Annotated in this window: 14 protein-coding genes; 8 read left to right on the forward strand and 6 right to left on the reverse strand. The window is 70.7% G+C overall.

What is annotated here, in order from left to right:
- From ABD298_RS15630 to ABD298_RS15640, 3 genes are all read right to left on the reverse strand, one after another.
- Positions 1-1,240: aminopeptidase P family protein (locus ABD298_RS15630; protein WP_344300685.1), on the reverse strand; the 1,240-nt coding region annotated here is incomplete at its 3' end.
- Positions 1,241-1,387: 147 nt separating this feature from the next.
- Positions 1,388-2,161, reverse strand: coding sequence for a creatininase (locus tag ABD298_RS15635; protein WP_344300686.1), 774 nt, complete (start codon positions 2,159-2,161; stop codon positions 1,388-1,390).
- Between the two features lie 94 nt (positions 2,162-2,255).
- Positions 2,256-3,842 (reverse strand): purine-cytosine permease family protein, encoded by a 1,587-nt coding sequence (locus ABD298_RS15640; protein ID WP_344300687.1) that lies wholly within the window; start codon positions 3,840-3,842, stop codon positions 2,256-2,258.
- 151 nt (positions 3,843-3,993) lie between these two features.
- On the opposite strand from ABD298_RS15640, the gene ABD298_RS15645 reads away from it, so the two are divergent.
- Positions 3,994-5,499 (forward strand): PucR family transcriptional regulator, encoded by a 1,506-nt coding sequence (locus ABD298_RS15645; protein WP_344300688.1) that lies wholly within the window; start codon positions 3,994-3,996, stop codon positions 5,497-5,499.
- Between the two features lie 142 nt (positions 5,500-5,641).
- On the forward strand, positions 5,642-5,908 hold the full coding sequence (locus ABD298_RS15650; RefSeq protein ID WP_344300690.1) for a hypothetical protein: 267 nt from the start codon (positions 5,642-5,644) through the stop codon (positions 5,906-5,908).
- 35 nt (positions 5,909-5,943) lie between these two features.
- On the opposite strand, the gene ABD298_RS15655 is transcribed toward ABD298_RS15650, so the two are convergent.
- From ABD298_RS15655 to ABD298_RS15665, 3 genes are all read right to left on the reverse strand, one after another.
- The gene (locus tag ABD298_RS15655; protein ID WP_344300692.1) at positions 5,944-6,756 is read right to left on the reverse strand and encodes an IclR family transcriptional regulator; all 813 of its coding nucleotides are present in this window, start codon (positions 6,754-6,756) and stop codon (positions 5,944-5,946) included.
- Between the two features lie 416 nt (positions 6,757-7,172).
- On the reverse strand, positions 7,173-7,802 hold the full coding sequence (locus tag ABD298_RS15660) for an MBL fold metallo-hydrolase (protein ID WP_344300693.1): 630 nt from the start codon (positions 7,800-7,802) through the stop codon (positions 7,173-7,175).
- Complete coding sequence (locus ABD298_RS15665; RefSeq protein ID WP_344300694.1) at positions 7,799-8,908, reverse strand: S-(hydroxymethyl)mycothiol dehydrogenase; 1,110 nt, start codon at positions 8,906-8,908, stop codon at positions 7,799-7,801. Before ABD298_RS15665 ends, ABD298_RS15660 begins: the two co-directional genes overlap by 4 nt.
- Positions 8,909-9,231: 323 nt before the next feature.
- On the opposite strand from ABD298_RS15665, the gene betA reads away from it, so the two are divergent.
- The 6 genes from betA to ABD298_RS15695 all read left to right on the forward strand — a co-directional run bounded on the left by betA (position 9,232) and on the right by ABD298_RS15695 (position 17,489).
- Positions 9,232-10,908 (forward strand): choline dehydrogenase, encoded by a 1,677-nt coding sequence (betA, locus tag ABD298_RS15670; protein ID WP_344300695.1) that lies wholly within the window; start codon positions 9,232-9,234, stop codon positions 10,906-10,908.
- A complete protein-coding gene (locus ABD298_RS15675) occupies positions 10,905-12,035 on the forward strand; it encodes a quaternary amine ABC transporter ATP-binding protein (protein WP_344300696.1) in 1,131 nt (376 codons plus the stop codon). Before betA ends, ABD298_RS15675 begins: the two co-directional genes overlap by 4 nt.
- Positions 12,032-14,098, forward strand: coding sequence for an ABC transporter permease subunit (locus ABD298_RS15680; RefSeq protein ID WP_344300697.1), 2,067 nt, complete (start codon positions 12,032-12,034; stop codon positions 14,096-14,098). Before ABD298_RS15675 ends, ABD298_RS15680 begins: the two co-directional genes overlap by 4 nt.
- Before the next feature lie 35 nt (positions 14,099-14,133).
- Entirely contained in the window at positions 14,134-15,132 is a 999-nt protein-coding gene (locus tag ABD298_RS15685; RefSeq protein ID WP_344300698.1) for an ABC transporter substrate-binding protein, read from the forward strand.
- Positions 15,120-16,682 (forward strand): aldehyde dehydrogenase family protein, encoded by a 1,563-nt coding sequence (locus ABD298_RS15690; RefSeq protein ID WP_344300699.1) that lies wholly within the window; start codon positions 15,120-15,122, stop codon positions 16,680-16,682. The genes ABD298_RS15685 and ABD298_RS15690 overlap by 13 nt, the downstream gene beginning before the upstream one ends.
- Positions 16,683-16,802: 120 nt before the next feature.
- Positions 16,803-17,489, forward strand: a complete 687-nt coding sequence (locus ABD298_RS15695) for a hypothetical protein (RefSeq protein ID WP_344300700.1) — start codon at positions 16,803-16,805, stop codon at positions 17,487-17,489.
- The last annotated feature ends 202 nt before the right edge of the window (positions 17,490-17,691 follow it).

A 17,691-nucleotide genomic window follows, 5' to 3' on the forward strand; every position in this document is an offset into this window, starting at 1 on the left:
TCTCGGGGCCGAAGGGGAACTTGGTGATGTTCTCGACCGAGTCCTCACCGATCACGAGGATGTCGTGCTCGCGGTAGCCGCCCGCGCCGGGGAGGCCGTCGGCGACCGTGATCATCGGCTCCATGGAGACGACCATGCCCGGCTCGAGCACCGTCTCGATGTCCTCGCGGAGCTCGAGGCCGGCCTCGCGGCCGTAGTAGTGCGAGAGGACGCCGAACGAGTGGCCGTAGCCGAACGTCCGGTTGGGGAGGAGGCCGTAGCCGATGTAGATCTCGTTGAGCTCGGCGGCGATGTCCTTGCAGACGGCGCCCGGCTTGATGAGCTCGAGGCCGCGGCGGTGCACCTCGACGTTGATGTTCCACAGGCGCAGGCTCTCCTCGTCCGGCTGGCCCAGGAAGAGGGTGCGCTCGAGGGCCGTGTAGTAGCCGGAGGTCATCGGGAAGCAGTTCAGCGAGAGGATGTCGCCCTTCTCGAGCTTGCGGGTCGTGGCCCAGTTATGGGCGCCGTCGGTGTTGATGCCCGACTGGAACCAGACCCAGGTGTCGCGGACCTCGCGGTGCGGGAACGTCTTGGCGATCTCGTGCACCATGGCCTCGGTGCCGGCGAGGGCGACCTCGTACTCGGTGATGCCCTCGCGGATCGCGTTGCGGATGGCCTCGCCGCCCAGGTCGCCGATGCGGGCGCCGTGCTTGATGACCTCGATCTCCTCGGCGGACTTGATCATGCGCTGGCGCATGGCGTCCTGGGAGATGTCCAGGAGCGCGGCGCCGGGGAACGCGGCGGCGATCTTCTCGCGGGTCAGGGTGGGGAGGGCGTCGTCCTCGACGCCCAGGCGGTTGGCCCGGACGCCGCGCTGGCGCAGGGCCTCCTGGAGGCCGAAGTAGAAGTTGTCGCGGCGCCAGTCGGTGTAGACGATGTTCTCGCCGTAGGAGGTGCGCCACGGCATGCCGGCGTCGATGTTCGCGGTGACGGTCACCGAGTCGTCGGCGGTGACGACCAGGGCGTAGTTGCGGCCGAACGTCGTGTAGAGGAAGTCGGAGTAGTACTTGATGCCGTGGTAGCTCGTCAGGATGACGGCGTCGAGCTCCTTGGCGGCCATGATCTGGCGGAGGCCGCCCAGGCGGCGCTCGAACTCTGCGTCGGAGAACGTGAGCTTGCCCTTGGTGCCGTTGTGGAGCACCTTGAGGCGCTCGAGCTCGGCGACGTTGGTGACGGACGTGGAAGCCGTGTCGACGGACATGGTGTCTCCTTTTCAGGGATCGTTGTGTGGTGTGAAAGAAAGTCATTGGTTGCGTTGGCTGCAACCTCGTTGCATCAGACTAGCTGTGGTACGCGTCACGGTCAAGCCACGCGCACTTCAGTTGCGATGAGCGCAACTTGGCGGTGGTCAGGGCCGGCTGACCTCGGCGGCGATGGACTCCGCGAGGGCCTTGGAGGTGCGCTCGAGCAGGAGTTGCCCTGCCGCCTCCGAGGCGGACTTGGCCGAGGACAGGCAGCCCGAGGCCGGGGTGAGCTCCGGGCGCACGGGGAGCACGTCGTAGCGGGGCAGCTGGGCCGCCGGGAGGTCCATGACACGGTCCAGCTGGACGAGGTGCGGGTAGAGGTGGAGCATGAGCGAGGTCTCGAGGACGCCGCCGTGCTCGACGTCCCAGCCCGGGAACGAGCCGCGGTAGATCTCCTCGATCGTCTCCTCGTCGACGAAGTCCCAGTAGGAGAGCAGGACGGCGGAGAGGTCCTGGCCGCGCAGGCCGAGCTCCGCTGTGGCCTGCTCGACGCCCTCGTAGATGAACTGGTAGTTCTCGAAGTGGCCGTTGAGGAAGATGATCCGCCGCGCCCCGTGCCGGGCGAACTCGAGCGTGAGTGTCCTGGCGATGGAGATGAGCGTCGTGCCGTCGAGGCTCGTCGTGCCGCCCAAGTGGTTGCCACCGCCGGAACGCTGTTGCGACTTGTAGCCGTACACGATCGGGGCGGCGACGAGGCCTCCCAGCGAGGCCGCGAGGCGCTCGCCCATGGCCTTCGACAGCAGGACGTCGGTGTTGAGCGGCAGGTGCGGCCCATGCTGCTCGATGGATCCGACGGGGACGATGACAGGGGCGCCGGAGGCGATTGCCTCCCGGTAGCTGAAGGCGTCGAGCTCCTCCATGAAGACGCTGGTGGCCATGGTTCCTCCTGGATGCAGGGTGTGAAGGCGTGCTGAAGGGCGCCGGCGGCGAGGGTCGTGCCCCGCCGCCGGCGGAAGGTGGTGTCGCGGGACGCTAGGGGATCGTCGGTGCGGTGGCCGGCGCGGTGGCCGGCACCTCCGGCGAGGTCGCGGGCGACGCCGGGGACTCGCCGTCGTGCGCCGCGTTCCCGTGGGCCTCGAGGTAGTCCTCGTCCCGGATGTCGGTGCGGATGCCCAGCGGGACGCCGTGGTGGATCCGGTCGCGGAAGCGCGGGTAGCCGAGTGCGAAGTACGTTCCGCCGGCGACCACGGTTCCGGCCAGCCAGGAGAGGTCCACGCCGCCCATCGCGGTGGCGATCGGGCCCTGGAAGATCGGGATCGCGCCGTACATGAAGAGCCAGGTCGCGAAGAGACCCAGAGCGAAGGCGATGAGCGCGGACGGGTTCACCGCTTTGAGGTGGGTGTCGCGGGGGCTCATGAAGAGGTAGTCGAACTTCTTGTGGCGGCGCTCGAAGATGAAGTAGTGGACCGCCATGATCCCGCCCCAGGTCGCGACCCATGCCGCGATCGCGATGACCCAGGTGTCCAGGAGGGTCGCGAAATCCTCGGCGAAGAGGAAGAGGATGACCGCACACATCGAGAAGCAGCCGACGATGATCGAGATCTTCTTGCGGGAGATCCTGATGTCGAGTGCCTGGGTCGCGACGCCGAACGTGTAGAGGTTGATGATGTTCGTGGCGATCGGGCCGTGGATCACGAGCAGGATCACCGGGATCGCCATGGCGCCGAAGCTCTTCACGATGAGCTCGCCCGGGTCCGCGGTGCCGTTCATGGTCGCGAGGCTCGCGCCGAGGAGGCCCAGCCAGATGACCGGCAGGAACTGGCCCAGGACCGAGGTGAGGTAGAGCTTGCGGGCGGGGATCTTCTTGGACACGAACCGCGAGTAGTCGGGGGCGTAGGTGAACCAGCCGATGCCCCAGCCGATGCCGATGGCGGTCATGATCCCGGACATCGCGGCGATGCGCTCGCCGCCGGTGAGGACGGCGCCAGCCGGGCCCGCGTAGGACCAGTCGATGGGGAGCTGAGTCCACGCGATGATCGACATCCCGACCAGGACCAGGAGCGTGGGCGGCATGGTGATGCGCTCGAACTTGGCGATTGCGCTGTAGCCGCGGTAGCAGATGCCCACCTGGACACTCATGATGATGGCCGCGACGGCGATCTTCCAGACGAGGTTCTCCTCGGCCGGGTCGACCCAGCCGATCATGCCGAACAGGGCCATGACGAGGTCCAGGATGACCCAGGTGTTCACGGCGGACCAGCCCACGGCGACGATCGCCTGGATGGCCGCGGGGATGTAGGCTCCGCGGCGGCCGAAGGCGCCGCGGGCCAGCAGCATGCCGGTCGCGCCGGTCTTCTGGCCGAGGAGGACGAAGAATCCGAACCCGACCATGCCGATGATGTTGCCGAGGACGAGCACGGTCATGGTGTCCGCGAGGCCGAGGCCCATGTTGATGCCCAGGGCGCCGAGGATCCAGTTGATGGGGGCAACGTTGGCCCCAGCCCAGATCCAGAACTGCCCGGAGACCTTGGTGGTGCGAGCAGACTCGGGGACGGGCTGCAGCACGTCTTCGACGACGTGCGTGGCATCCTCAGTCTTGCTCTGAGTGCGAAGGCTCATGTGAGACTACTTTCTCGAAGGTATCGCTTGGGGGAGCGAGTAGCCGGCTGCCTTCAAGCGTAGATGTGCGCCACGTCACCACCTAGACTCGTTCTGTCGCCTGCAGTGCCTGTTGCGGGGGACACTCTGTCTCCTTCCGATGGGATTTGCCGTGGCCCTGCCTCTCACCGAAGTCCTCGCCAGCAGCGTGCTCGCCGTCGGTGCGCCGGTTGTGGTGGGCGGCGGTGCCGCGGTGGAGCAGGCGCGCGTCCGATGGGTGCACTCCTCGGAAGTCCTCGAGATCGCTCCGCTCCTCTCGGGCGGCGAGCTCCTGCTCACCGGCGGGTCCGCCCTCCTCGCGCTCAAGCCGGCCGCGCAGTCCGAGTACATCTGGAGCCTGTCGAACCGGAGGGTCGCGGCGCTCGCCGTGCAGACGGCGGGAACCGGCAGGCGCCTGCCGTCCGAGCTCGTCGCTGCCGCGGACGAGGCGGCCTTGCCGCTCATCGAGCTCAGGCAGGTCGTGCCCTTCGTCGAGGTGGCCGAGTCCGTCAACCGGCGGATCGTCTCGGGCCAGGTCACGGCCCTCCAGCTCGCGGACAGCCTCTCGCAGGCCCTCACCGAGCGCATTGCCAACTCCGGGGCGCTGCTCGGTCCGCTCGTGGCGCTCATCGCCGAGACGATGGGGGTGTACGTGCGGGTGGTCGACACGCGGGGTGCCGTGCTCGCATCGGCCGGCCAGGAGCCGGGCGAAGGCGCGCACGGTCCCGACACCGAGCTCGCCGTCGGCGGGATCGGTGCAGCCCGGCTCGAGCTCATCGGGGGCCGCGACGCCGACGACGAGCTTCTCGAGACCGTCCTCGCGCGGGTCCGCAGCATCGTGGCGCTCGCCCTGGCCCAGCAGCACCGCCCGAGCCTCGCGCGTCTCGCCGAGGACGAGCTCCTGCGGCTCATCGACGCCGGCGGCGGTGGCGACCGGCTGCTCGAACTCAGCCAGGCCGCCGGCATCCCTCCCGAGCAGCCGCTCGTCATGGCCGTGGTCCGCAGGCCCGTCGACCGGTCCGCCGACATCGAGCAGCGGGCCCGCACCGCCCTTCCGTCGGCGCTGCTGGCGGTCGACGGCGACTGGGTCGACATCCTCATGACCCTGCCCCCGGGCGCCGGGTCCCAGGACCGGGAGCGGGTACTCGCCGTCCTGCGCGAGGCTGTCACGCCCCGGGGGCTCACAGGAGCCCTAGGCCCCACCGCCCCGACCATCCGCCAGGCCGCCTACTCCCTCGCGGAGGCCAGGGCGACGTGGCGGATCGGCCGGTCGTCGAAGTGGACCGACGCCATCCACGACGCGTCCGACTTCCTGGTGGAGCGGATGGCCGAGCGCTCGCTGTCCCGCGGGGCCGTCGACGCCATCGTGGAAGAGTCCATCGGCGAGCTCATCCGCCTCGATCAGCGCAACGGCGGCGAGCTCGTGCGGACGCTCGACGTGTGGATCACCACCGGGTGCAACGCCACTGAGGCGGCCGAGCTCCTCTTCCTCGAGCGCCAGTCGCTCCACAAGCGGCTCCGGCGGATCTTCTCGGCGCTGGGCGGGGATCCGCGGGGGCGGGGGAAGCTCGGGGCGCTCGCGTTCGCCGTCAAGCTGGTGCGCGGCAACGCCCAGCTCCGGGACGACGCCCGTCCCTGATCCCCCGCCGAGGTCACCCCGTGTGGCGCCGAGGTCACCCCGTGTGGCGCCGAGGTCACCCGGTGTGGCGCCGAGGTCACCCCGTGGGGTGCTTCAAGGGGTGACGTCGCCGTCAGAGGGGGTGACTTCGCGGTCAGAGGGGGTGACTTCGGCGGGGGTGTGCGCGGCCGAGGCGCGCGACGTCGTCGACCATCAGGACACCGATCCGCGGATCGAGCTCGAGCACCTCCCGCTCACCCTCGCGCCGGTCGTCGTGGCGCACGACGGCGCGGCGCTGCAGCTCCCGCTCGACGACGCCCGCGCGCTGGCGGCGGCTGAGCGGGAGGGCGTGAACCTGAAGGCGACGGCGCGCGAAGCCCAGGCATGCGGCGAGCAGCCGGTCGCGTCGGGGATGGGGCGCGCCGTCTGACCCGACGGAGCGCGAGGACACTACGGTCCGGCCGTTCAGGAGCGATCCTGGGCGGCCGGACCTCCCATGAGTTCAGTGATCTCCTCGCCCGCGGCGATCACGGCCTTGACGAGCGCGGGGTCGGTGTCGGGGTCGAAGCGGAACGCAGGGCCGGAGATGCTCACGGCCCCGATGACCTCCCCGGTGTGCCCGAAGACTGGTGCCGCGATCGCGTTGAGGCCCTCCTCGAGCTCCCCCCGGGTCGCGGCGTAGCCCAGGCGCATGATCTCGGGCAGCTGCTCGTCCAGCTGCTGGCGCGTGAGGGTGCGCGGCGTGAGCGTCTCGGGAGGGGCATCCCGCAGCACGTCGTCGCGCAGGCCCGGGTGCATGTAGGCGAGGAAGACCTTGCCGCTCGAGGTGGCGTGCAGGGGCGTGAGGTTGCCGATCCAGTCGAAGCTCGCGAGGTTGGTGGGGCCCATGGCCTGGTCCACGTTGACCGCGTACCCGCCGCGGAGCACGGCGAGGTTGACCGTCTCGCCGTACTGCTGTGCGAGGTCCTCGAGGACGGGCCTGGCCGCATGGACCAGGCTGAGGCGGCGCGGGATCGAGCTCGCGATCCGCAGGAGGCCCACGCCCAATTGGTACTTGCCGCGCCGGGAGCTCTGCTGCACGAACCCGTGGGCCTCGAGCGCGCCGAGGATGCGCGACGCCGTCGACTTGTGCACGCCGATGCGGTCCGCGACGTCGCCGACGGCGGCGCTGCCCTCCCTGGCGAGGATCTCGAGGGCCTGGACGACGCGCTCCACGGCTTGGACGCCATTGGCTGAGCGGCCCACGTCCGGATCATCGTCGCCGGATGTTCTGCTCATGGCCTGATTCTGCCAGACCTGTCGAGCCGGCCCCCGGAGCGCCGAGGTCACCCCGTGTGGCGTCGAGGTCACCCCGTGTGGTGCCGAGGTCACCCCGTGTGGCGTCGAGGTCACCCCGAGCGGTGCCAGCTGAGGTTTCGAGATGACGGGCGGTTGAGGCACAACAACGGCCGGCACCTTCCGCAGGGAAGGTGCCGGCCGTTGTCCGTCGGTCCAGGTCGTTCTGGATGCCAGCACGGGGTGACCTCGGCCTTACACGGGGTGACCTCGGCCTTACACGGGGTGACCTCGGCCTTACACGGGGTGACCTCGGGCTCACGCGGGGTGACCTCGGGCCCACTAGGGGTGACCTCGGCGGGCCCAGACGGGCGCAGAGGGACCTCGGCGGACCTCGGCGGCGGCGGGGCGGGGTGGGGTCAGTGGCCCCGGTCGATCCACTCCTGCAGGTGCGGGGCCTCGTCGCCGATGGTCGTCGAGTCGCCGTGGCCGGTGTTCACCACCGTCTCGGGCGGCAGCGTGAGCAGCCGGCCCTCGATGGACTCGATGATCGTCCCGAAGTCCGAGTAGGACCGCCCGGTCGCGCCCGGGCCGCCGGCGAACAGCGTGTCGCCGGTGAAGACCGTCCCGAGCGCCTCGGCGTAGAACGACACCGAGCCGGGGGAGTGGCCCGGCGTGTGCAGGGCGCGCAGCTCGGCCCCGCCGACGCTGAACACCTCCCCATCGGCAATCTCGGCGTCCGGCGCGGTTCCCGGGTACACGTCCTCCCACAGCATGAGGTCGCCGGGGTGAAGGAGTACGGGCGCCCCGACCTTGTCGGCGAACTCCCGCGCGTGGCGGATGTGGTCGTCGTGCCCGTGCGTGAGCAGCACCGCGGTCACGGTGCGGCCCGCGACGGCGTCGGCGACAGCCCCGGCGTCGTGCGCGGGGTCGATGACGATGGCATCCGCGTCGTCGCCCACGATCCAGACGTTGTTGTCCACATTCCACGTGCCCCCGTCGAGGGAGAACGTGCCGGACGTGACCAGGCGCTCGATCCGAGCCGTCACAGCTCGACCACCGAGCGCAGGACCTCCCCGCGGTGCATCTTCTCGAATGCGGCCTCGACGTCGTCAAGCCCGATCCGCTCGGTCACGAACGCGTCCAGCGGCAGGCGGCCGAGCTTGAACTGCTCGACGAGCATCGGGAAGTCGCGGCTCGGGAGGCAGTCGCCGTACCAGGAGGACTTGAGCGAGCCGCCGCGGCCGAACACGTCCAGGAGCGGCAGCTCGAGGGTCATCTCGGGCGTCGGCACGCCGACGAGGACCACGCGGCCGGCGAGGTCGCGGGCGTAGAACGCCTGCTTGTACGTCTCCGGGCGGCCGACGGCGTCGATTACCACGTCCGCGCCGAAGCCGTTGGTGAGGTCGCGGATCGCCTCGACCGGGTCGGTCTCCTTCGACACGACGCCGTGCGTCGCGCCGAGTCCCTTGGCAAGCTCGACCTTGGCGGGGTCGAGGTCGACGGCGATGATCGTCGTCGCGCCCGCGAGCTTGGCGCCCGCGATGGCGGCGATGCCCACGCCGCCGCAGCCGATGACGGCCACGGACTCGCCGCGCTTGACCTCGCCGGTGTTGATCGCGGCGCCGATGCCCGCCATGATGCCGCAGCCGAGGAGGCCGACGGCGGCGGGGTCGACGTCGTCGTCGATCTTCGTGCACTGCCCGGCGGCGACGAGCGTCTTCTCCGCGAAGGAGCCGATCCCGAGGGCAGCGGTGAGCGGCGTGCCGTCCTTCAGGGTCATCTTCTGCGTCGCGTTGTGGGTCGCGAAGCAGTACTGGGGCTGGCCCTTCTTGCACGCACGGCACTCGCCGCAGACGGCGCGCCAGTTCAGGATGACGCGGTCGCCCGGCTTGAGGTCGGTCACGTCCGGCCCGACCGCCGAGACGACCGCGGTGGACTCGTGGCCGAGGAGGTAGGGGTAGTCGTCCCCGATCCCGCCGAGCTTGTAGTGCAGGTCTGTGTGGCAGACGCCGCAGGTGAGGACGTCGACGAGGGCCTCGCCCGGCCCCGGGTCCGGGACGAGGATCGTCTCGACCGTGGCGGGCGCGTTCTTCTCGCGCACGACGACGGCCCTCACCTCGTGCAGCTGCGTTCCGTTGGCGGTGGTGGTCATGAAGGAACCTCCAGATGGGTCTGAGGGGACGGTGCCTAGACGACCATAGCCGGTCGGGCGCGGACGCATCGGCGCTCACGGCTCAGGTACACGTCTGATATACCTGACCAGCCTAGGGAGCCTTTGGCCTCTGGTCAACGCCCTGGCCACAGCCCGTGTTTCGTGCCGGTGACATTCTTCTCCGGCTTCCCGAAACGCTTGACAGCCATCTGTGAAGCACATCACTGTTGTGCATGCCGAAGCTTGTTGCATCTTTTGCAAGTGATGAAGGAGAAGGCATGCCCGCTGGAAAGAAACCCCCGGTTCAAGGAGCTGCGCACATCATGTCAGGCAAGCAGTACGACTACATCATCGTCGGCGGTGGCAGCGCCGGCTCGGTCCTGGCGGACAGGCTCAGTGCGGAGGGGGACCGCACCGTTCTCGTCCTGGAAGCGGGGCGCAGCGACTACCCCTGGGACCTGTTCATCCAGATGCCGGCGGCGCTGACGTTCCCCAGTGGGAACCCGCTGTACGACTGGCGCTACGAGTCGGACCCGGAGCCTTTCATGGGCGGCCGGCGCGTGGCGCACGCCCGCGGCAAGGTTTTGGGCGGGTCCAGCTCCATCAACGGGATGATCTTCCAGCGCGGGAACCCGCTGGACTACGAGCGGTGGGGCGCCGATGCGGGGATGGAGACCTGGGACTTCGCGCACTGCCTGCCCTACTTCAAGCGCATGGAGACCTGCCTCGCCGCGGCCCCGGAGGACCCGTACCGTGGCCACGAGGGCCCGCTGATCCTCGAGCGCGGCCCGGCGCAGAACCCGCTGTTCCAGGCGTTCTTCGACGCCGCCGTCGAGGCCGGCTACCCCCGCACCGAGGACGTGAACGGCTTCTGCCAGGAGGGCTTCGGCCCGTTCGACCGCAATGTGCACAAGGGCGAGCGCTACTCGGCCTCCCGCGGCTACCTCCGCCCCGCGCGCCGGCGGCCCAACGTCACGGTGCAGACCCTGTCCTTCGTCACGGGGATCGTCATGGACGGCGCGCGGGCCACCGGCGTCCGCTACCGCCGGGGCCGGCAGGAGCATGTGGTCTCGGGCGGGGAGGTCATCCTGTGCGGTGGCGCGTTCAACACCCCGCAGCTGCTCCAGCTCGCGGGCATCGGCGACCCGGAGCACCTGCGCTCGGTCGGGGTCGCGCCCCGCGTGGCGCTGCCCGGGGTGGGGGAGAACCTGCAGGACCACCTCGAGGTCTACATCCAGCACGCGTGCCTGCAGCCCGTCTCCCAGCAGCCGTCCCTGGACCTGTGGAGGATGCCGTTCATCGGCCTCCAATGGCTCCTGGGCCGCACCGGCCCGGCCTCGACCAACCACTTCGAGGGCGGCGGGTTCGTCCGCTCCAACGACGAGGTGGGCTACCCCAACCTCATGTACCACTTCCTGCCGGTGGCCGTGCGCTACGACGGGAAGAAGGCCGACGTCCAGCACGGCTACCAGGTCCACGTGGGCCCCATGTACTCCGACGCCCGCGGCCACCTGAGGATCCGCTCCGCCGATCCCGCCGAGCGCCCCTCCATCCTCTTCAACTACCTCTCCACGGAGCAGGACCGCCGCGAGTGGATTGAGGCCATCCGCGTCTCCCGCGAGATCCTCCGGCAGCCGGCCATGGCCCCGTTCAACGGCGGGGAGATCTCCCCCGGCGCCGCAGTCACCACCGACCAGGAGATCCTGGACTGGGTCGCCCGCGACGCCGAGACCGCCCTCCACCCCTCCTGCACCGCCAAGATGGGCCCCGACTCGGACCCCATGGCCGTCGTGGACCCCCTGACCATGAAGGTCCACGGCACCGAGGGCCTGCGCGTCGTGGACGCTTCCGCGATGCCCTACGTGACCAACGGGAACATCTTCGCCCCCGTCATGATGCTGGCCGAGAAGGCCGCAGACCACATCCTCGGACGCGCCCTCCCCGCCGAGGACCTCGCCTACCACCGCCACGAACTGGCCCAGACCGAGGAGGCAGCATGAGCGCCACCGTCCTGGATCCGACCGCGACCGGACGCCACGCCGCCGCCGGCCGGGACTCCCGAGAGCCCGCGCTGAAGGTCGAGGGGCTGTGGAAGATCTTCGGGGCGAAGGCGGACAGGATCATCGGCACGCCCGACGAGCATCTGGGCCGCAAGGAACTCCAGGCCAAGACCGGGTGCCTGGCGGCGGTGAAGGACGTCTCGTTCGAGGTCGCCCCTGGCGAGGTCTTCGTCGTCATGGGCCTCTCCGGCTCGGGGAAGTCCACGCTCGTGCGCCTCCTGACCCGGCTCATCGAGCCCACCGCGGGCACCGTCACGATCGACGGCGAGGACGTCACCCGGGCGGGCAGGGCCAGGCTGCGCCAGATGCGCCGGAACCACATGGCCATGGTCTTCCAGCAGTTCGGCCTGCTGCCGCACCGGAAGGTGATTGACAACGTGGCCTACGGCCTCGAAGTCCGCGGGGAGTCGAAGCCGAAGCGGCTCGCGAGGGCCCAGGAGATGGTGGACCTCGTGGGCCTTTCCGGCTACGAGGGCTCCTTCCCGGACCAGCTCTCGGGCGGGATGCAGCAGCGCGTCGGGCTCGCTCGGGCGCTGGCCGTCGACCCGCAGGTCCTCTTCTTCGACGAGCCGTTCTCGGCGCTGGACCCGCTGATCCGCCGCGACATGCAGAACGAGGTCTGCCGCCTGCACGAGGAGGTGGGCAAGACGATGGTCTTCATCACCCACGACCTCCAGGAGGCGCTCAAGCTCGGGGACCGGATCCTCATCATGCGCGACGGCGAGGTCGTCCAGATCGGCACGCCCGCCGAGGTCGTGGCGAACCCCGCCGACGACTACGTGCGCGACTTCGTCTCCGACGTGCCCCGCTCGCACGTGCTCACGCTGCGCTACGTGGTCCGGCCCCCGCGCGCGGGCGAGTCCCTCGAGGGCCCGGTCATGCAGGCCGACTGCGTGGTGCGGGACGCGGCAAGGCAGGTCCTTGCCTCGGCGCTGCCGGTGAGGGTGTTCGAGGGGGAGCGGTTCCTGGGCGTGGTCGACGACGAGGACGTCCTCCGCGTCGTCGTCGCCGAGGAGCCCGCTGCGCTGGGCGGCGCGGGGGCGGCCTCGCCCGGGGGTGCGGCATGAGCACCGTCACCACGGACCGCGCGGACGCCGCGGTGTCGGCGCCCGCCAATGCGCGGGAGCGCGCCGCCGAGCCCGCCACGCGGCCGCCGACACGCACCGGCGGGCTGCGCCGCCACTGGCGCGCGGCCGTGCTGGGCGCCGTGGTCCTCGTCTGGCTTCTGACGTGGGCGGCCCTGCGGGGCAGCCAGACCCTCGAGCTGGGAGGGGCCGAGCGGACTGATGTCCACACGTGGCTCAACGGCCTCCGGGACAGCTTCGACGCCGCGCGCGGCACCTCGGCCGTGTTCGAGTACCTCATCCAGCCGATCACCAACGGACTCAACGGTGCCGTCGCCTTCCTCCAGCACCTGCTCAGCCAGCCCTCAGCGGTGCGGCCCGTGCCCGAGATCGGATGGCTCGGCGTCGTCGCGCTGCTGGCCTGGGCGACGTTTGCGGCCGCCGGGGTCCGGTCGATGCTGCTCGTCGCGGCGTGCGTGCTGCTGTTCGGGTTCTTCGGCTACTGGCAGCAGAGCATCGACACGCTCATCGTGACGTTCGTTGCCGTCGCCATCTGCGCGGTCGTCGGGCTCCCGCTGGGCGTGCTCACGGCCCGCAACCGCAGGGCCGCCTCGGTCGTCACCCCGGTGCTGGACCTCATGCAGACACTGCCCTCGTTCGCGTATCTGGCCCCGCTCGCCCTCGTGTTCGGGATCGGCCCCGCCGCGGCCATCGTGACCACGATCATCTACTCGCTCCCGCCGCTCGTGCGCATCACCGAGCACGGCATCCGCGCCGTCTCCCCGGTCACGCTCGAGGCGGTGGAGTCCATGGGCGGGACCGCGTGGCAGACCCTGCTCAAGGTCCAGCTGCCCATGGCGCGGCGCACGATCGTCGTCGGGATCAACCAGTGCACGATGGCCGCGCTCTCGATGGCCACCATCGCGACGCTCATCAACGGCCCCGGACTCGGAGGACCCGTGCTCCAGGCCCTGCAGTCCCTGGACGTCGGTTCGGCGTTCGTCTCGGGGCTCGCGATCGTGCTGATGGCGATCATGCTGGACCGCACGACGACGGCCGCCTCCGAGCGCTCGGGGATCGAGGCCCGCGTCCAGCGCGGGACGGCCCCGACCGGGATGCGCGGCCGGCGCGGGAGGAAGATCGCCGTCGTCGTCGGGGCCGGGGTCGCCGCCGTCGCCGTCTACCTCTCCCGCACCTACCTCGCGTTCGCCCAGTTCCCCGCATCACCGGACCTCGGCGCCCCGCTCGCGAAGGCGGTCTCGGGCGCGACGGACTGGACGGTTGGGACGTTCTCGGGCTTCACGAACTGGCTCCGGGAGGCCGTCACCGCGGCCCTGGTCAACCCGCTCGAGTCGCTCCTGGCGCAGTCGCCGTGGTGGGCGATGGCGCTGGTGCTGCTCGCGCTCGCCTTCACCCTCGGCGGCTGGCGCCCGGCAGCCGTGACCGTGGCCTGCGAGGCCGTGATCCTGGGCACCGGGCTGTGGAACGAGAGCATGAAGACCCTCGCCACCACGCTCGTGGCCACCCTGCTCGTGGTCGTCGCCGCGGTCGCCGTGGGCGTCTGGATGGGCAGGAGCAGGCTCGTCGACTCGGCCATCCGCCCCGTTCTGGACGCATTCCAGACCATCCCCCCGTTCGTCTACCTCGTCCCCGCCCTGGCCCTGTTCGGCCCGACCCGCTTCACCGCCATCGTCGCCGCCCTGGCGTACGGCGTCCCGATCGCGACCAAGCTCGTCGCCGACGGAATCCGCGGGGTCTCACCGGTCACCGTGGAGGCTGCCGAGTCCATGGGAACGACCGGGTGGCAGATGGTCTCCCGCGTCCAGCTGCCCATGGCCCGCGCCGCAGTCGTCCTGGCCGCCAACCAGGGCCTGCTCTACGTCCTCGCGATGGTCGTCGTCGGCGGCCTCGTCGGCGGCGGGGGCCTCGGCTACCTCGTCGTCTCCGGCTTCTCCCAGGGCCAGCTGTTCGGCAAGGGCCTGGCCGCCGGAATCGCCATCACCGCACTCGGAGTCATGCTCGACCGCATCGCCCAGCACGCCGCTGCCCGCTACGGCCGCGTCTAGTCCCACGGAACTCCCCCCCGTACGAAGGAAACCCCATGAAACCCTGGATCAAGCACTGCCCCCGCCCGCTCAAGCGCACCGGGTCCGCGAAGGCCGCCGCCGCCGTCGTCCTCGCCGCGACCCTGTCCCTGACCGCCTGCGGCGGGGACATCTCCACGGCCTCCACCGCCTCCTCCGGCGGGGCCGCCCCGTGCGGGACGTTCAACATGGCCGTGAACCCCTGGGTCGGCTACGAGGCCGACGCCTACGTCGTCGGGACGCTGGCCAAGGAGAAGCTCGGCTGCACGGTGAACTACAAGACCCTCAAGGAAGAGGTCGCCTGGCAGGGCTTCGGCAGTGGCGAGGTCGATGCCGTCATAGAGAACTGGGGCCACCCCGACCTCACCGAGAAGTACATCAAGCAGCAGAAGACCGCCGTGGACGCCGGCCCGACCGGCAACACCGGAGTGATCGGCTGGTTCGTCCCGCCATGGATGGCCAAGCAGTACCCGGACATCACCGACGGGGCCAACCTGAACAAGTACGCGGACCTCTTCAAGACCTCCGAGTCCGGCGGCCAGGGCCAGCTCCTGGACGGCGACCCCTCCTTCGTCACCAACGACGAGGCCCTCGTGAAGAACCTCGGCCTGAACTTCAAGGTGGTCTACGCCGGCTCCGAGCCCGCGCTGATCCAGGCGTTCCGCCAGGCCGAGCAGAACCACACCCCCCTGATCGGCTACTTCTACGACCCGCAGTGGTTCATGGCCGAGGTGCCCCTGGTCAAGGTCAACCTCCCCGCCTACACCGACGGCTGCGACGCGGACGCCGCCAAGGTCGCCTGCGACTACCCCAAGTACGACCTGAACAAGATCGCCTCCACGAAGTTCGCCAACTCAGGCAGCCCCGCGTACAAGCTGGTCAAGAACTTCAGCTGGACCAACGAGGACCAGAACACCGTAGCCGGCTACATCGCCCGCGACGGCATGGACCCGGCGGCCGCCGCCAAGAAGTGGATCGACGCCAACCCCGACAAGGTCGCAGCATGGCTGAAGTAGCGACGGCGCCCGCAGACGCTGGGCCCGACGCAGCCGCCGGGCCCGCAGCCGGGCCCGCAGCCGGGCCCGCAAAGGGCCTGTACGTGGATGGGGCCTGGCAGGACGCACAGGACGGCGCGACCTCCACCGTGCGCTGCCCGGCAGACGGGCGGGAGGTCGCCGTCGTCGTCTCGGCCGGCGCCGTGGACGCCGAGCGGGCGATCGCCAGTGCCCGGGCCTCCTTCGACCACGGCCCATGGCGGCGCCTGACCGACACCGAGCGCGGCGCGGTCATGCTGCGGGTCGCCGACCTCCTCGAGCGGGACAAGGCCGCCTACGCCCGGGCTGAGGCCCTGGACACCGGCAAGCGGCTGGTCGAGGCCGAGTACGACCTGGACGACATCGCCGCGTGCTTCAGGTACTACGGCAGGGTCGCCGGACTCGACGCCGGCCGGGTCGTGGACACCGGCAGGCCGGGGGCGATCAGCCGGGTCGTGTACGAGCCGCTGGGTGTGTGCGCGCTCATCGCCCCGTGGAACTACCCCCTGCTGCAGGCGGCGTGGAAGGTCGCCCCGGCCCTGGTGGCGGGGAACTCGTTCGTCCTCAAGCCCAGCGAGCTCACGCCCTCGACCTCGATCCTGCTCATGGAGACCCTCGCCGAGGCCGGCGTGCCGGCTGGCGTGGCGAACCTCGTCACTGGGCGCGGATCGGTGGTGGGCGGGCCGCTGAGCGCGGACCCGCGCGTGGACCTGGTCTCCCTCACCGGCGGGCTGTCCACCGGGCAGACGATCATGGCCGCCGCCGCGCAGACCGTGAAGCGCGTGGCGTTCGAGCTCGGCGGGAAGAACCCCAACGTCGTCTTCGCCGACGCGGACTGGGACGCCGCCGTCGACAATGCCCTCACCGCCGTCTTCCTGCACTCCGGGCAGGTCTGTTCGGCTGGCGCCCGGCTCGTGGTGGAGGAGTCGATCGCCGAGCGGTTCGTCGCCGAGGTGGTCCGGCGGGCGAGGCTGATCCGGCTCGGCGGCCCGTTCGACCCCGAGGCCGAGGCCGGCCCGCTCATCTCCGCCAGGCACCGGGAGCAGGTCCACGCCTACGTCCAGGCCGGGCTCGCCGAGGGCGCGGAGCTGCTGTGCGGCGGGTACATCCCCGACGAGGGCGCCCTGGCCGAGGGGTTCTTCTACCCGCCCACGGTGCTGGGGAACTGCCGGCGGGGGATGAGCGTGGTCCGCGAGGAGTCCTTCGGTCCGGTGCTCACGGTCGAGACGTTCCGCGATGAGGCCGAGGCCATTGCGATCGCCAACGACACCGAGTACGGCCTCGCCGGGGCCGTGTGGACCTCGGACGCCTCACGCGCCCAGCGCGTCGCGGCGGCGCTGCGGCATGGGACGGTGTGGATCAACGACTACCACCCCTACGTGCCCCAGGCGGAGTGGGGCGGGTTCGGCAAGTCCGGTATCGGCCGGGAGCTCGGCCGCGCCGGCCTCGACGAGTACCGTGAGGCCAAGCACATCTGGCAGAACATCGCCCCGGCGCCCAGCGGGTGGTTCGGGGGTTCGGCCCCGGGCTGACCACGGTTCAGGCCCGGGCTCCGCTCTGCCGGGCCTCGGCGGCGACGGCGATTGCCCCCCCGAGGAGCTGGAGGACCTGTTCCTCGCGCTCGCCCAGCCCCCATTCCGCCGCCTCGCGGGATGGGGGCTTCGGCGCGTCGAGGGCAGGGACACGAAGACATCCGCGCCCCATCCCGGCATTGCCTCGATCCGGAGCCTTCCGTCGAGGGCCTGGACGCGCTGCTCGATGCGCCGCACGCCGTCGTGCGCGGGCGAGAGGCTTCCCTGCCCGTCGTCGCGGAGGTCGATGAGGAGGTTCGTCCCGTCGCAGTCCCACTGGACGCGGGTGAGATCCCGCTGAAGCGCTCTAGCGGGCGGAGCTCGCCCTGCAGTCGCTCGAAGGCCCTCGCGACCGGCTCCTCGAGCAGCGAGGCGGCGCGGTCCGCCGAGGCTCTCAGCCGCACGAGCGCCGCGGCCGCGATGTCCGTCGCCGCGCGCCGTGCCGACTCGTCGGGCTCGTGCGGGGACCGGAGCGCGGCGAGGACCGTCTCGAGCGTCGTGGAGTGCTGGTCGGTGAGCTCGGCCGTGAGCCGGGACCGCTCGGCGCTCGCCGCACGGGACTCCCGCAGGTACGACGGCGCCGCTTCCGCCACCTTGTCCCGGATCCGCACCGCTGCGAGGTGCCAGAGGCGCACGACGGCGGGCATCGCCGCCTCGTGCGGCCACCCGGCCGCCGGCGACGGGTCGGTGAGGACCAGCAGTGCGTTCGTCGCGGACCGGGCCGCCAGGACGGGCCGCGGCTCGCCCGCGATGAGCTCCGTGGCGTAGCTCGACGCGATCCGGAAGGGTGGACCGGATCGCGTCGAGCTCGTCGAGCGAGACCCGGCTGATGATGTGCTCGGCCCCGGCCTTCTTCTGGGGGCGGCCCGTGCAGTCCTCGGTGAAGATCACGAGCGCGGAGCAGCGCACATACGGGGCCAGTGCGGTCCGCAGCGCCTCCGCGACCCACCCGTGTGGGTGGCGGGATGCT

This window comes from Sinomonas flava, assembly GCF_039531875.1.
Classification (GTDB): Bacteria; Actinomycetota; Actinomycetes; order Actinomycetales; family Micrococcaceae; genus Sinomonas; species Sinomonas flava.

Excerpts from the sequence above, each read along its gene's own strand:
- ABD298_RS15695 (WP_344300700.1), top strand. The coding sequence starts at position 16,803 with ATGGGGGCTTCGGCGCGTCGAGGGCAGGGACACGAAGACATCCGCGCC.
- ABD298_RS15675 (WP_344300696.1), top strand. The coding sequence starts at position 10,905 with ATGAGCGCCACCGTCCTGGATCCGACCGCGACCGGACGCCACGCCGCC.
- ABD298_RS15665 (WP_344300694.1), bottom strand. The coding sequence starts at position 8,908 with ATGACCACCACCGCCAACGGAACGCAGCTGCACGAGGTGAGGGCCGTC.
- ABD298_RS15640 (WP_344300687.1), bottom strand. The coding sequence starts at position 3,842 with ATGAGCCTTCGCACTCAGAGCAAGACTGAGGATGCCACGCACGTCGTC.
- ABD298_RS15690 (WP_344300699.1), top strand. The coding sequence starts at position 15,120 with ATGGCTGAAGTAGCGACGGCGCCCGCAGACGCTGGGCCCGACGCAGCC.
- betA (WP_344300695.1), top strand. The coding sequence starts at position 9,232 with ATGTCAGGCAAGCAGTACGACTACATCATCGTCGGCGGTGGCAGCGCC.
- ABD298_RS15685 (WP_344300698.1), top strand. The coding sequence starts at position 14,134 with ATGAAACCCTGGATCAAGCACTGCCCCCGCCCGCTCAAGCGCACCGGG.
- ABD298_RS15680 (WP_344300697.1), top strand. The coding sequence starts at position 12,032 with ATGAGCACCGTCACCACGGACCGCGCGGACGCCGCGGTGTCGGCGCCC.
- ABD298_RS15655 (WP_344300692.1), bottom strand. The coding sequence starts at position 6,756 with ATGAGCAGAACATCCGGCGACGATGATCCGGACGTGGGCCGCTCAGCC.
- ABD298_RS15635 (WP_344300686.1), bottom strand. The coding sequence starts at position 2,161 with ATGGCCACCAGCGTCTTCATGGAGGAGCTCGACGCCTTCAGCTACCGG.